The sequence below is a fragment of the Streptomyces sp. NBC_01591 genome, from assembly GCF_035918155.1.
GTDB lineage: Bacteria > Actinomycetota > Actinomycetes > Streptomycetales > Streptomycetaceae > Streptomyces.
Window position 1 is genome coordinate 6,785,215 of the sequence record NZ_CP109327.1, and the last position, 14,132, is coordinate 6,799,346.

Consider the following 14,132-nt stretch of genomic DNA (forward strand, 5'->3'; position numbering starts at 1 on the left):
TCAGAGTCTCCGGAGTCCGTCACGAACGGCGGCCAGCAGGCGCATGTCGCGCCCGCCCGCCACCCGCGCCACCGAGAGCGGTGCGCGGGCCAGCAGCAGGCCCTGGGCGACGAGGTCGGCCAGCAGGATCTTGGTCACCGACACCGGGAGGCCGAGGTCCGAGGCGACCTCGGCGACCGCGGCCGGGCGGCGGCAGCGCTCCAGGATCAGCCGGTGCTCCGGCTGGAGCCTTCCGGGCCGCAGCGGCGCACCGTGCTCGTCCCGGGGGTCCTGCGCGGTCGTGAGCACGGTGATGAGGCTGAAGTCGTCCCGCTCGGGAGCGGTCCGGCCCCGGGTGATGGTGTACGGGCGCACCATCGTGCCCGCCCCGTCCTCCTCGGCCTCGTCCTCCCAGTACGGGGTCACGCGCGCTGCCCGTCCCCGTTGCCGAAGGCGTCGAACTCGCCGCGGGCCGGCGTGCTGAGCTTCTGGCCGACCTGCTGCACCAGGTTGTGCATGGCGAGCGACATGATCTCGGCGTCCACCTCCTGGGAGGCGATCACGGCCAGGTGGGTGCCCTGGGCGGCCGCGATGATGAAGAGCCAGAGGTCGTTCAGCTCGACGATCACCTGGTGTACGCCGCCGCCGTTGAAGAGCTGGCCGACGCCGCGGGCCAGGCTCTGCTGGCCGGTGCAGATGGCGGCCAGCCGCTCGGCGTCGGCGCGGTCGATGGTGCGCGAGTGGCTCACCACGAGACCGTCGTCGGACAGCAGGACGGCGTTCCGGGTCTCGGCCACCGAGTCCACCAGGCCGTCGAGCAGCCAGTCGAGATCCTGGTGGGTGGCGGTTGTGCGTGTCATGGCCGTTCTTCTCTCGTGGGGAGCGGGATGGCTGGCGGTGCAGGCTGCTTCGGTGCCTCGTCGGTCGCGCGGGCGGCACGGGACCGGCGCTGGAACGCCCCGATCGCGGCTCCGGCCCGGCGCGGCTCCGGCCGTGGCTGCGGGTTCTCGGGCCGGCTCGGCGGCTGCGGTGCCGCGGGCCGGGCGGCCGGGGCGATCCGCAGTTCGTCGGCCAGGCTGGCCTGCCGTACCCGGCGCGGCAGCGGGGGCTCCGCAGCGGGGGCGGCGGGGAGGGCGGGCCGGTCGGACCCGTGCTCCGCGTCCTGGGCGCGGACGGCGCCCGGGTCCGGCGGGGCCGGGTGGTCGGGCTCGGACACCGGCAGCCGGGCGGGCTGGATGGTGCCCGGCTCGAACTGCCGGGGCGCGGGAATCGGGAGGGACGTACGGTCCGCCCCGGGGCCGGAGGGGTACGGAGCGGCGTACGGCTGCTGCGGAGTCGCGTACGGCTCCTGGTCACCGGGGTACTGGCCCTCGGGCGCAGGGTACGGCGGCTGGTCCACGGGGTACTGTCCGGCGGCCGTCATGTACGGCTGTTCCGCCTGGCCGTACGGGTTCTCCTGAGCAGCGTACGGCGCGGCCGGCAGAGCGTACGGCTGCTCCTGCTCCGGCCGGTACGGCTCCTTCTCCTGCTCCTGTGCCGGGGCGGGGGCCGGTGCCGGTGCCGGGTAGGGCTGCTCGGCGACCGTGTACGGCTGCTCGGTGGTGGCGTACGGGACGCCTGCCGTGTTCAGCGCGGTGACTCCGGCCAGCGCCTGACCCTGTACGCGGGTGGGCAGCGCGTCGTCGGCGGCGGGGGCGGCGGGGGCCGGGGGCGCGGCGGCAGCGGGGGCCGGTACGCCGACCGGACCGGTCCGCGGTTCGGGGACGGTGAGCTCGTCGGGGACGAGCAGGACCACGCGGGTACCGCCGTACGCCGAGGAGCGGAACTCCACCCGCAGGCCGTGCTGGTCCGCGAGCCGGGCGATCACATACAGACCGAGACGGATGTCGTCGGAGTGGGCGAGCACGTCCATCCGGGGCGGCCGGACCATCAGTTCGTTGGCCGCCGCCAACTGGTCCTCCTCCATCCCGAGGCCGCGGTCCTCGACCTCGATGGCCAGACCGCGGCTCACCTTGGCGGCCCTGACCTCGACCGGGCTCGGCGGCCGGGAGAAGCTGAGCGCGTTCTCGATGAGCTCGGCGAGCACATGGGAGACCGGGCCGACGGCCCGCTCCGACAGCCAGGGACTGCCGTCGAGGTCCAGCACCACGCGCCGGTAGTCCTGCACCTCGCCCTGGGCGGAACGCATCACGTCCAGCAGCGGAACGGGCTTGCGCCAGCGCCGGTGCGGGGAACCGCCCGCGAGGATCACCAGGTTCTCCTCGTACCGCCGCAGTCGGGCGGTGAGGTGGTCGAGGTCGAAGAGGCCGTCGAGCACCTCGGGGTCCTCGTGCTTGCGCTCCAGCTCGTCCAGCTTCTTCAGCTGCTGGCCGATCAGCTGCTGGGTACGGCGGGCGATGCGCTGGAGCAGCCGCTCGAAGCCGCGGTGCTGGTCGGCCTGTTTGACGGCCGCCGCCAGCGCACTGGTGCGCGCCAGGTTGAGCGCGTCGCCGAGCTGGGTCAGCTCGTCGCTCCGGCTGTCCTTGCCCTCGTGCTCGATGGCCCGCGCCTCGGCCTCGACATCGATCCGCTCGCCCTGGGCGAGCCGCTCGACGACATCGGGCAGGGCCTTCTCCAGTTCCTCGGCCCGCTCCTGCAGGCTGCCGATCCGGCGGCGGAGGTTCCGGGTCAGGCGCCAGGTGGTCCAGATGACCGCGATCACGGCCACCAGGCCGACGACTGTGGTCAGCACCATCTTGAACAGCAGCGACATGACGCTGCCCTTGCCCTCCTCGACCACGAGGGCGGTGCGGTGCTCCAGCAGCTTCTCGATCTGCGGGGTGAGCTCGTCCATCGCTCCGCGCCAGGTCTTCTCCCGGGCGTCGAGGGCGACGAAGCCCTTCGCGTCGGCCTCGGCCGGACGCAGCACCTCGTTCTCCACCTGCGTCTTGGTCTTCCAGGCCGCACTGCGGGTGATCTGCTCCCACATGGCCTTCTCGTCCGACGGCAGTTGGGGAACGACCTTGGTGGAGTACTGGAGTTCCTGGCCGGATACGGCCTCCCGGACCTGCCTCAGGTCCTCGGTGCTCAGCTTCCCCTCGGACCAGCCGCGCGCGAGCAGGGCGTCCGAACGGGAGATCATCTCCTTGGTCCAGAACAGGTCGACCAGCGGCTGCGAGAGCGTGGTGATCCGGCCGTTGTCGACATGGCTGAGCGCCGCGAAGAGCTGGAGATCGACCGCGATGAGATCCGTGTAGTAGCCGTACACGGTCTTCTGCTGATCGCTGCCGCCGTCGTCGACGAGGGCGCGCTGGGCCGGCAGCCGGTTGATGGCCTCGCGGGCCTTGCCGACCGCGTCACGGACCTCGCCGGGTGCGTCGTCGGTCGCCACGTCGGAGAGCGACTGGAAGCTCTCGATGGCGTCGTCGGTCAGCTTGCGCTGCCGCTGGAGTGCGGCGGTGGCGCCCTTGTGCCGGGCGAGCGCCTCGGCGCTGAGCCGGCGCTCCTCCTGCAGGTTGTAGTACACGATGTTGGACGGCTGGCCGGCCTTCTGTGCCAACTGCCCCTGGGCTGCCTGGCGTTGGAAGTCCAGCAGGGTCTGGCCACTGGTGACGGCCCAGAGGGTGGCCAGTGCGACGCCGGGAACGATGGCCAGAACGAGCAGGGCTGTCCGCAGCGACATGGTGGTCGATCCGGTCCGCCGTGAGGCGCGCGTGCGCAGGGCGTGCTCCTTGATGATGCCAGCCTCAGGACTGGTCAAATCCGTTGAGAACTTCGACAGATAGATATTAGTCACAGTGAAAAAATGAAAAGAAAGTGGGCTCACAAGTGCATCACCGGTCACGCACAGCCCCGCCACAGGCATCCGGAGGTGCCGGGCGCGGCGCGCCGTACGGGTGAGGCGCGGTCGGGGATATACCTGCACTTGGTGCTCTTTGCCCGTGATGCATCGCCCAGGCCCCGGACGCCCGTCCGCGACGGTCGCGGAACGCCCACCGGGGCCGTATGACCGCGCTCATCGTCTGCCACTCCGTCCTGGCCGCCTGCGCGCGCCCGCTGGTACGGACACTGGGCAGACGCGCCTTCGTCGTGCTCGCGCTGCCACCGGCCGCCGCCACCGTGTGGGCGGCCACGCAGCGGAACACCGCCGCGTCCGGCTCCGCGGTCACCTGGTCGTGGCGGTGGATGCCCGCGTACGACGTCACCGTCGCGCTGCGGTTCGACGCGCTCGCCGAGCTGATGGTGGCCCGAACCGCCTACCGCACCGGCCAGATCGACCACGGCGAGCTGCTCTTCGACGAACTGGACGAGCAGTTGACCGAGGAGAACTGACCAGCATCACGGACCGGCGGGGCCCTGGTCAGGAGTACCCTGGAATTACCGAGGACAATTCGCGCACCCGCTTTCAGGCCGGTGCCGCTCTCGGCGATTCACAACACCGGGCCGGTCATGACCGGCCCGGGGCAGGGTTCGCGTCATGACCGCGATCATCGAGTACCAGCAGGCGGTCGAAGACCGGACCCCTTCTTCGTTGCCGCTCCGACTCGTGCTGGCACCCGCCGACACCTCTCCGGCCCTTGTCGACGGTGCCTGGTGGCCCCGCTCCCGCGACCTGACGGCGGAATTGCCGCCGCTGATGGCCGTACTCGATCCGCTCTGGGGCAGGATCACCCGTGTCACCGTCAACCCCACGTTCTGGCCGGTCATCCCGCGCAAGGTGCAGGTCGCAGGGCATCTGGTCCACGTCGGCTGGTTCAAGGCCGAACAGGACCCGCACAAACTCCTGCTGCTCTCCTACACGACCGGTCGCTGGGACCTGCTGGTGATTCCGCCGGAGACCGGCCCGGCCACAGCTGCCCGGCTGATGACCGCGGCCGCTGATCCCCTGCGGATTCTCACCGCGAGCGGCCTGATGCGCGAGGCGGAGTTCTTCCGGATCGCGGCCGAGGCCGACTGGGACTCGACCCAGGAACTGGCCTGGGACTCCGAGGGAGGCCAGGGCACAGCGCCCCGGACGCCGGCGCCCCGACGGCCCGTCCATGCGGGAACGGCCCCGCGTCTGCGGACAGGCGGCAACCCATGACTGCCGATTCGCGTACTCCGGCACCTCTCCTGCTTCTCCAGGACACCATCGATCAGCCGGTGGTCCCGGGCAGCGCCGTACTGCGGATGGAGACGACCTCCAGCCGTGCCGGGTTCTTCGACGGTGCCTGGTGGCCTCGCTCGCGCGACATCAGAAGCCAGTTGCCCGACCTGATCGACGCGCTGATGGCCAGTCTCGGACCCATCGCACGTGTCGGCCTGGACGCGAGTGCCTGGGACGAGGTCCCGGCCCACCTCGTCGTCGGCGACCACAAGGTACGTATCGACTGGTCCGCCGTCGACGACAGCACGATGATCATCACCCGCGGCCACCACGACCACTTCGCGTTCCTGGTCATCCCGCCGCAGACCTCCGCAGCGGCCGCACACACCGCGATGACCATGGCCGTACAGGACGACAACCGCACCTCCGCCGAGGAGATACTCGCCGCCGCCGGTATCACCCCCGTGTAGCCGGGAGCCCTGCGTCGGCGGCCGACGTGACAACGACCCCGGCAATCCGGGGCCGCCCTTTCAGGCGGTGCACGTGAGCGTGCACCAACCCACTGTCCAGGGTACTCCTGGGGAGCGTATGCGGCATAAAGTGCGAATGGGGTGCACGGGCTCCCACGCGCGGCAGGCCCCCGCGACTAGCCTCCGCATCATGCTGCGTATCGCCGACACCCGCACCGGTCACCTCGTGGAGATCCCCGCCGCACCGCGCCGCCTGCTGCGCAGCTGCGTCCATCTGCCGGACCTCGGCACGGGGGCGGACACCGTCACCGGGATCGGCCCGCTGCACCTGCGCGTCCCGCTGATTGGTGACGTACTGGCACGCACCGCGGAGCTGAACGGTCTTCAGGTCGTCACGGTCCTCACGACCCCGGAGCTGACGCCCGACCGGGCCCGGGCGCTGGACCGGGTCATGACGGTGCTCGGCATCCACCCCCCTGCCGTCGTCGGCTCCCACCGCCCGGAGGGAGCCCTCGGCGGCCCCGCCGACGTACACGTGGTCGCCGGCGGTACCGACCCGGACGACATCGAGGGCGGTGCCCTGATCGAGGTGGTGCAGGTCGCCACGGCTCCGTTGGCAGAGGGCGTCCCCGACCCGGGCCACCTCCTCGACCCCGACCTCCCGGACGCAACCATGCCGGAGACCGCCGATCCACTGGCCGTACGCCTGCTGCTGCTCAGCCGCCCCTACGGAACACCGGTCACGGTCACCGGCCCCGCACTCGCCGAGGCCCGGCGGACCCTGCGCGAGTGGCGCCGGTCGGTCGCCGACTGGGCGCAGGAACCGTCCAGGCCGATCCCCACCGACCTGCTGCACCAGTCGCATACGGCGCTCGCCGAGGATCTCGACGTCGCCGCCGTCCTCGAGCTGCTGGCCGATGTGGCGGTACGACCCGATGTGCCGTCGGGCGCCAAGTTCGAGACCTTCGCCCACCTCGACCGCGTACTCGGCCTGGACCTCGTCCGCGACGTCGGCCACCAGAGCCGTCCATGACGGCCGACGGCCCCCCGGGGAAGGCGCGTTGCCTGGACCGGAGGGCCGTCGGGTCACACTCGCATCGCCGGGCGTCGCCGGCGCGTGCGGGATGTCACGGGGACTAGATGTCGCGGAAGATCTCGATCTGCGCGCCCACGGAATTGAGCCGCTCCGCCAGCTCCTCGTAACCGCGGTTGATCACATACACGTTGCGCAGTACGGACGTGCCCTCCGCCGCCATCATGGCGAGCAGCACCACCACGGCGGGGCGCAGTGCGGGCGGGCACATCATCTCGGCGGCGCGCCAGCGGGTCGGGCCCGAGACCAGCACCCGGTGCGGGTCCAGGAGCTGCAGCCTGCCGCCGAGGCGGTTCAGGTCGGTGAGGTAGATGGCCCGGTTGTCGTAGACCCAGTCGTGGATGAGGGTCTGGCCCTGGGCCGAGGCGGCGATCGCCGCGAAGAAGGGCACATTGTCGATGTTGAGCCCGGGGAACGGCATGGGGTGGATCTTGTCGATCGGCGCCTCCAGTTTGGAGGGCCGGACCGTGAGGTCGACCAGCCGGGTACGGCCGTTGTCGGCGGCGTACTCCGTCGTGCGGTCGCAGTCGACGCCCATCTCCTCGAGGACCGCGAGCTCGATCTCCAGGAATTCGATCGGTACCCGGCGGATCGTCAGTTCGGACTCCGTCACCACGGCGGCGGCGAGGAGGCTCATCGCCTCGACCGGGTCCTCGGACGGGGAGTAGTCGACGTCCACATCTATGTGCGGGACTCCGTGCACGGTCAGCGTGGTCGTGCCGATGCCGTCCACGCGTATACCGAGCGCCTCCAGGAAGAAGCAGAGGTCCTGGACCATGTAGTTGGAGGACGCGTTACGGATGACGGTGGTGCCGTCGTGCCGGGCGGCGGCCAGCAGCGCGTTCTCGGTCACGGTGTCGCCGCGCTCGGTCAGCACTATGGGGCGGCCGGGGGTGACCGAGTGATCGACCTGGGCGTGGTAGATCCCCTCGGTCGCGGCGATCTCCAGGCCGAAGCGGCGCAGCGCGATCATGTGCGGCTCGATGGTCCGCGTACCGAGGTCGCAGCCGCCCGCGTACGGGAGCTTGAACCGGTCCATGCGGTGCAGCAGCGGGCCGAGGAACATGATGATGGAACGGGTCCGGCGGGCGGCGTCCGCGTCGATGGCGTTCATGTCGAGCCGGGCGGGCGGGACGATCTCCAGATCGGTTCCCTCGTTGATCCACCGGGTCCGCACGCCGATGGAGTTCAGCACCTCCAGGAGGCGGTAGACCTCTTCGATCCGGGCCACCCGGCGCAGCACCGTACGGCCCTTGTTGAGCAGCGAGGCGCAGAGGAGTGCCACGCACGCGTTCTTGCTCGTCTTGACGTCGATGGAGCCCGAGAGCCGGCGACCGCCGACCACCCGCAGGTGCATGGGCCCGGCGTAGCCGAGCGACACGATCTCGCTGTCGAGTGCCTCACCGATGCGCGCGATCATCTCAAGGCTGATGTTTTGATTGCCGCGCTCGATGCGGTTCACGGCGCTCTGGCTGGTGGCGAGCGCCTCGGCGAGCTGGCTCTGTGTCCAGCCACGATGCTGACGGGCGTCACGGATGAGCTTGCCGATGCGTACGAGGTAATCGTCTGACATGACGAAAGGTTATCTCAGATATGAGATGAGACCTGTGTCGGGGTGTGGTGTTCGGGTGACGCCCGCGCGTGTCGGCGCGGAAGTTGCAGGCCGGGCCGGTATGAAATGCGCGGTCCGGTGCGCACCGTGCGTTCCATGGTGCGCCCGGACCGCCGCGTCCGCGTGCGGTGCGCGTCCGTACGGGGGACGGGCGACGAGGGCGTTCGGCGCCGGTCCCCGGGAGCTCCCGGGGACCGGTGTCCCGGTGTTCGTCGCCTTCCGGCGGTCAGTCCTCGAAGCCGCCGCTGCGCAGGATGCTGTCGATGCGGGCGCGGTGCGCCGCCTCCCACGCGTCGAGGGATTCGTCGGCCTCCTTGGCCGCCTTCACCCGGGCGTCGAGGAGCACCTGCTCCTGCCGGGCATGGGGAACGACCACGATGCCCTCCTCGTCCGCCACCACGATGTCACCGGCGTTCACGTCCACACCGCCGCACCGCACAGGGTCGTTGAGCGGCCCGACGGCCTTCTTGGTTCCCGGGATGGGGATGACGCCCCTGGCGAAGACGGGGAATCCCATCTCGCGCACCTCGGCGAGGTCACGGATCACCCCGTCGGTCACGAACGCCGCGATTCCCCGGCGTCGGGCGACGGCGCAGACGTTCCCGCCGGCGAGCGCGTAGTCCACGTCTCCCGACTCGACGACGATGACGGTGCCGGGCTCCGCGCGGTGGATGGCCGCGTGGAGCATGAGGTTGTCGCCCGGTGGGCACCGCACGGTGAACGCCGGGCCTGCGACGCGTGGGACCGAGGGCCACAGCGGGCGGATGCCGATGTCCATGACCTGTCCGCGCCCCAGGAGATCGGCGAAGGTGGTCGGGGAGATGTCCTTGAACTCACTGATGTCGTTCATGTTCCTCCATCGTCCGGGCCCGCACGGTCAGGTGTCGTACTGGCCGTCCCAGGGAGCGTAGAAGCCGAGGCGGTCGGGGTAGAGCTCGGCCCAGTCGTCCTCGTCCTCCCCGCTCTCGTCCCCGTCGTCGTGGCGTTCGACGACCAGGCCGAAGAGCACGCCGTCGACCGTGAGCCGGAACGGTCGGATCGCGATGTCCCCGTACTCGCGCTCGGGAAGGCCGTCGAGGAGTGCCGCCATCCGCGACTCTGCTCGCGCCATGACGGAGCCGTTGCCATGGGGGCGTTGCTGTTGCTCGGCGTATGTCCCCGCGCACCAGATGTCCGAGTCGATGTGCCGGCCCTCGTGGTCGAACCGGTGGAGGACGGCATAGAGGCGCTTGTGCTCCTCCCAGCCGTCGTCGACCGTGAACCCGTCCGGGAACGCGTAGGTGACCGAGGCCAGGAACTGTCCGCCCGTGTACCGCCCGATGGTGTCGGTCCGGTAGTCCGGCTCATGGGCGATGGGGATGATCGCGGGGACTGTCATGGCGAAACCATAGATACGGCAACGGACATGCGGGCACCCGGGGCGGGATGGGGCGGCGGATCCGGCCGTGACAGACCGGTCCGCCGCCACGCCCTACGCGTTGACCGGGCCGCGCGGCTCGCGCCACATGGCCCACAGCGTCGGCCCGTCCTGCGGCAGCCGCACCTCCTCGCGCACGGTGAAGCCGAAGTGTTCGTAGAAGGGGAGGTTGGCGGCCTTGGAGGACTCCAGGTAGGCGGGCAGGCCCGCCGCATCGGCCTTGGCCAGCCCCGAACGCAGCAGGGAGGCCCCCTGCCCCTGGCCCTGGGCGGCGGGGTCGGCGCCGATCAACGCCAGGTACCAGTGCGGTTCCTCGGGCGTGTGCTTGGCGGCCGTCTCGACGGTGTCCCTGAACACCCCGGCCCGGTCGCCGAGAATGCTCAGCAGTTCCTCGATGGTCTCCGCGTCGGGAACGGCCTTCGCCTGCGCCTCCGGCGGTACCCAGAAGGCCGCCGCGTCCGCGGTGCGCTCGCACACGCTGCTGTGGACGTACTGCCGGGTGAAGATCGTGGTGAAGTAACTGCCCAGTGATGCCTGACGCGAGGCGTCGTCGGGGAAGAACGAGCGCATCATATTCGCGCCGTGGCGGCCGCGGCGGGTGTTGATCGCGATGATGCGGTCCATGCTCACCGACCAGGCGGCAGCCGATCACGTCCGCGTCGCCCTCGGTCGGCAGATCGACAGCGTCGGTGCTGCCCTGCCCGCAGCCGAGGATCCCGAACTGCGCGCCGCACTGGTCGTCACCACGTTGCTGGGCGTCACCATCGGCCACCAGTTCCTCGGCCTGGCCTCGCTTCGTGACGCCTCTGCCGATCGCATCGCCGCCCTGCTCCGCCCGGCCATCAAGGCCCTGGCAGGACCGCCGGGGTGAACGACCGACGCCGCCGATGCTCGGTGCGGAGCGCAGTTTCCGTGATCCCTGAAGAGTGGGCGGGACCGTTCTCAGGCTCAGCAGCGGTAGAGCGGGTGTCAACGGCCATTCGGTTCTTCGGTTCTCCCCGGAGGCGGCCAGTAATTCTCCCCACTGGCATCCAGCACTCCCGGCGCACTCAGTCGCGCAACTGGGTTCGCTGAGACCGCGAGGCCGTCACCGCATGCCACCGCTACCTCACCGGCCACCTCGACCAGCTCCACTACGACACCGCACTCGAAGCCGGCCGGCCCATCGCCACCGGCGCCGTCGAAGGCACCTGCCACCACCTCCTCATTTATTCTCGGCGACCGTCTCGGCATCACGGGAGCCCGCTGGGGCCTCGAAGGAGCCGAAGCCGTCCTCCGTCTCCGCGCTCTCGCCGCCGACAACGACCTCGACACCTGCTGCGCCTACCACACCGCACGCGAGCATGAACGGCTCTACACCAGCTCCGGCCAGGCCGAATGCAGACTGACTGCCTGTTCCGAGATGTTCACCCCGGAAAAATCGCATCCATACTGGAAAGTATGGACAGGTCGAAGGTCTGGCGATCCTCCGTGCCGTCTTCCCGCCTTTTCGCCAGGTGGCGTAGGCGGAGTCGGCGTGAGGCCCGGCGTCCAGGAATCGGGCAGCCGGCCCGGCCCGAGGGCGGCCATGAGGCCCCGCATCGGCCGCCGGTACGCCTGCCCTCTGTGCTGGGCGTGCACAGCGTCGCGGGCCAAGTCTTCATCCTGCAGGTATTGGTCGTCATGCTGCTCGTCGTCGCTGCTGTGGCGGCCCTCGTACTGCAGGCCCGGAGTGCGAGCCTGCAGACGGCCCGTGGACGCTCGCTCGTCGGCGCCGAAGCCATCGCGCACGCCCCGGGGACGCTGGAAGCCATGAAATCCGCCGACCCCAGTGCACTACTGCAGCCGCGCGCCGAGGAAATCCGGAAGCAGGCCGGACTCAACTACATCATCGCCTTCAGTCCGGCCGGCGTCCGTTGGACCCACCCCGACCCGGACCTGATCGGCAAGCACGTCGTCGGCTCCTACGCCGAAGCGCTCCACGGCAAGGTGCAGCAGGGCACCTACAACACGCCCGGGATCGGCCAAGCGGTGTACACGATGGTCCCCGTCCTCGACACCGACGGTGAGGTCGCCGGGCTGGTGTCCGTCGGTATCGCGGTCAAGAGCGTGAACGAGCACGTGACGGAACAGCTGCCGCTGCTGTTCGGTTCCGCCGCCGGCGGGCTGGTACTGGTCATGGGCGGGTCAGCGTTGGTGAGCCGGCGACTGCGGCGACAGACGCACGGTCTGGATCCGGCCGAGATGACGCGGATGTACGAGCACCACGACGCGGTCCTGCACTCGGTTCGGGAAGGCGTGCTCGTCATCAGTGGCGAGGGGCGGTTGCTGCTGGCCAACGACGAGGCGTGCCGACTGCTGGACCTGCCCGAGGACGTGCGGGGCCGGCGGGTCACCGACCTCGGCCTGGCCCCGCGTACTGCCACACTGCTGGCTTCGGGCCGAGCGGTCACCGACGAGGTGATCCTGGCGGGTGAGAGGCTGCTGGCGGTCAACCTGCGGCCGACCGCCCCGCATGGGGGGCCGACCGGTGGCGTGGCGACACTGCGGGACACCACTGAGCTACGCACGGTGGCGGGCCGGGCCGAGGTGGCGCGGGAACGCCTGCAACTGCTCTACGACGCCGGGGTGCGGATCGGCACCACGCTGGATGTGGTGCGTACCGCCGAGGAGCTGGCCGAGGTCGCGGTTCCCGGGTTCGCCGACTTCGTCACCGTCGAGTTGCTGGACGCGGTTCGACGGGGAGAAGAACCGGACAGCGCAAGCCTGACCATGCACCGTATCGCCGTGCGCGGCGTCCGGGACGATCATCCGCTGTACCCGGCGGGTGAGAGGATCACGTTCCTGCCGACGATGCCGCAGGCGCAGGGGCTGCAGCGCGGTCATGCCGTACTGGAGCCCGATCTGAGCACGGCGCCGCACTGGCAGGCGCAGGATCCCGAGCGGCAGCAGCGCGTCCTGGACTTCGGTATCCACTCGCTGATCACCGTACCGTTGCAGGCCCGCGACGTGGTGCTGGGGATGGTCGACTTCTGGCGCTCGGAGAAGGAGCCCTTCGCGCAGGAGGATCTGTCCTTCGCCGAGGAACTGGCCGCCCGAGCGGCCGTCGCGATCGACAACGCCCGCCGCTACACCCGCGAGCACACCATGGCGGTCACCCTGCAGCGCAGCCTGCTGCCCCACAGCCTGCCCGAGCAGTCGGCCCTGGACGTGGCCCACCGCTACCTGCCCGCTCAGGCCGGGGTGGGCGGGGACTGGTTCGACGTCATCCCGCTGCCCGGCGCCCGCGTCGGCCTGGTCGTCGGCGATGTCGTCGGGCACGGCCTGCATGCGGCCGCCACCATGGGCCGCCTGCGCACCGTCGTCCACAATTTCTGTGCCCTCGACCTTTCCCCCGACGAACTCCTGGGCCACCTGGACGAGTTGGTCGCCCACATCGACCAGAACGAGGCCGCCGAGGGCGAGAGCGAAGGCATCACCGGTGCCACCTGCCTGTTTGCGGTCTACGACCCGGTCTCCGGCCGTTGCAGCATCGCCCGGGCCGGCCATCCCGGACCCGCCCTTGTGCACCCCGACGGCACCGTCACCTTCCCCGACGTGCCCGTCTCCCCGCCCCTTGGCCTGGGCGCCGGCCTGCCGATCGAGACCGCCGAACTGAACCTGCCCGAGGGCTCCCGGCTGGCCCTGTACACCGACGGGCTCATCCAAAACCGCGACCGCGACATCGACACCGGCCTCGAACTCCTGAGACAGGCCCTGGCGCACCCCGACCAGACCCCGGAGCAGGCCTGTCAGGCGGTACTCGACGCCCTGCTGCCCGCCCGCCCCAGCGACGACATCGCCCTGCTGGTGGCCCGCACCCGGCTGCTGGACCCGGACCGGGTCGCCGACTGGGACGTGCCCTGCGAACCCACTGCCGTCGCCCCTCTCCGCGCCGCCTGCGCCCGCCAGTTGGAGTCCTGGGGGCTGGACCAGGTCGCCTTCACCGCCGAGCTCATACTCAGCGAACTGGTCACCAACGCCATCCGCTACGGCATCGAACCCATCCGGCTCCGCCTGCTGTACGACCGTGACAGCCTGATCTGCGAAGTCTCCGACGGCAGCAGCACCTCCCCGCACCTGCGCCGCGCGGCCACCACCGACGAGGGCGGCCGAGGACTGTTCCTCGTCGCCCATTTCGCACGGCGCTGGGGCACCCGGCACACCGCCCGCGGCAAGGTCATCTGGACCGAACAGCCCCTGGACGACGCCGCAGCCGGGCCCGGTGACGCCATGGGTGACATCCTGCTGGATCAGTGGGACGAGCCAACACTGTGACCGCGGGCGGTCACCTCCGTCGATCGGGGGCAACGCCCGGGTCCAGGCCCAGCCCCGCCGTTTCGGTTGCTGTGACGGGACGCTGATCGTCGTCAACCTGTAGGAAGCCGTGACGTTTTCGTCGTGTGGGCATGCCGGGGTGCCGACGCGGGGGCCAGAGTCTCCAGGGTCCTCGGCGGCGTCATCAACGAGTATCGATA

13 protein-coding genes and 1 pseudogene are annotated in these 14,132 nt (G+C 70.5%); 7 read left to right on the forward strand and 7 right to left on the reverse strand.

The genetic code is table 11. The features are described from left to right. From OG978_RS31160 to OG978_RS31170, 3 genes are read right to left on the reverse strand one after another with little or no spacing between them, the layout of a single operon-like run. Positions 1 to 405 carry a DUF742 domain-containing protein gene (locus tag OG978_RS31160; protein ID WP_442817769.1) on the reverse strand — a complete coding sequence of 135 codons (405 nt, stop codon included), beginning with the start codon at positions 403 to 405 and terminating at the stop codon, positions 1 to 3. Then, positions 402 to 839 carry a roadblock/LC7 domain-containing protein gene (locus tag OG978_RS31165; protein ID WP_326768383.1) on the reverse strand — a complete coding sequence of 146 codons (438 nt, stop codon included), beginning with the start codon at positions 837 to 839 and terminating at the stop codon, positions 402 to 404. The genes OG978_RS31160 and OG978_RS31165 overlap by 4 nt, the downstream gene beginning before the upstream one ends. Continuing rightward, positions 836 to 3,640, reverse strand: coding sequence for a nitrate- and nitrite sensing domain-containing protein (locus OG978_RS31170; protein WP_326768384.1), 2,805 nt, complete (start codon positions 3,638 to 3,640; stop codon positions 836 to 838). The genes OG978_RS31165 and OG978_RS31170 overlap by 4 nt, the downstream gene beginning before the upstream one ends. A 323-nt stretch (positions 3,641 to 3,963) precedes the next feature. Between OG978_RS31170 and OG978_RS31175 the strand changes: the two genes are divergently transcribed. The 4 genes from OG978_RS31175 to OG978_RS31190 all read left to right on the forward strand — a co-directional run bounded on the left by OG978_RS31175 (position 3,964) and on the right by OG978_RS31190 (position 6,547). Next, complete coding sequence (locus OG978_RS31175; protein ID WP_326768385.1) at positions 3,964 to 4,290, forward strand: hypothetical protein; 327 nt, start codon at positions 3,964 to 3,966, stop codon at positions 4,288 to 4,290. 145 nt (positions 4,291 to 4,435) lie between these two features. Beyond that, on the forward strand, positions 4,436 to 5,041 hold the full coding sequence (locus OG978_RS31180; RefSeq protein ID WP_326768386.1) for a DUF5994 family protein: 606 nt from the start codon (positions 4,436 to 4,438) through the stop codon (positions 5,039 to 5,041). Then, complete coding sequence (locus OG978_RS31185; protein WP_326768387.1) at positions 5,038 to 5,514, forward strand: DUF5994 family protein; 477 nt, start codon at positions 5,038 to 5,040, stop codon at positions 5,512 to 5,514. The genes OG978_RS31180 and OG978_RS31185 overlap by 4 nt, the downstream gene beginning before the upstream one ends. Positions 5,515 to 5,704: 190 nt before the next feature. Continuing rightward, a complete protein-coding gene (locus OG978_RS31190) occupies positions 5,705 to 6,547 on the forward strand; it encodes a hypothetical protein (protein WP_326768388.1) in 843 nt (280 codons plus the stop codon). 103 nt (positions 6,548 to 6,650) lie between these two features. Here the strand turns inward: OG978_RS31190 and OG978_RS31195 are convergent, their stop codons facing one another. From OG978_RS31195 to OG978_RS31210, 4 genes are all read right to left on the reverse strand, one after another. Continuing rightward, entirely contained in the window at positions 6,651 to 8,180 is a 1,530-nt protein-coding gene (locus OG978_RS31195; RefSeq protein WP_326768389.1) for a helix-turn-helix domain-containing protein, read from the reverse strand. A gap of 265 nt (positions 8,181 to 8,445) precedes the next feature. Beyond that, on the reverse strand, positions 8,446 to 9,069 hold the full coding sequence (locus tag OG978_RS31200; protein WP_326768390.1) for an RraA family protein: 624 nt from the start codon (positions 9,067 to 9,069) through the stop codon (positions 8,446 to 8,448). Positions 9,070 to 9,096: 27 nt separating this feature from the next. Further along, the gene (locus OG978_RS31205) at positions 9,097 to 9,597 is read right to left on the reverse strand and encodes a hypothetical protein (RefSeq protein WP_326768391.1); all 501 of its coding nucleotides are present in this window, start codon (positions 9,595 to 9,597) and stop codon (positions 9,097 to 9,099) included. A 93-nt stretch (positions 9,598 to 9,690) separates the two neighbouring features. Further along, positions 9,691 to 10,260, reverse strand: a complete 570-nt coding sequence (locus tag OG978_RS31210) for a GNAT family N-acetyltransferase (protein WP_326768392.1) — start codon at positions 10,258 to 10,260, stop codon at positions 9,691 to 9,693. Here OG978_RS31210 and OG978_RS31215 point away from each other — a divergent pair. The 3 genes and pseudogenes from OG978_RS31215 to OG978_RS31225 all read left to right on the forward strand — a co-directional run bounded on the left by OG978_RS31215 (position 10,259) and on the right by OG978_RS31225 (position 13,932). Next, positions 10,259 to 10,507: a TetR/AcrR family transcriptional regulator gene (locus OG978_RS31215; protein ID WP_326768393.1), complete on the forward strand. Its 249-nt coding sequence runs from the start codon at positions 10,259 to 10,261 to the stop codon at positions 10,505 to 10,507. The two genes, OG978_RS31210 and OG978_RS31215, sit on opposite strands and share 2 nt — an antisense overlap. Positions 10,508 to 10,713: 206 nt before the next feature. Next, positions 10,714 to 11,029: pseudogene (locus tag OG978_RS48390) on the forward strand (ISKra4 family transposase); the annotation flags it as partial. 269 nt (positions 11,030 to 11,298) lie between these two features. Further along, positions 11,299 to 13,932, forward strand: coding sequence for a SpoIIE family protein phosphatase (locus tag OG978_RS31225; protein ID WP_442817855.1), 2,634 nt, complete (start codon positions 11,299 to 11,301; stop codon positions 13,930 to 13,932). Positions 13,933 to 14,132: the final 200 nt, after the last annotated feature.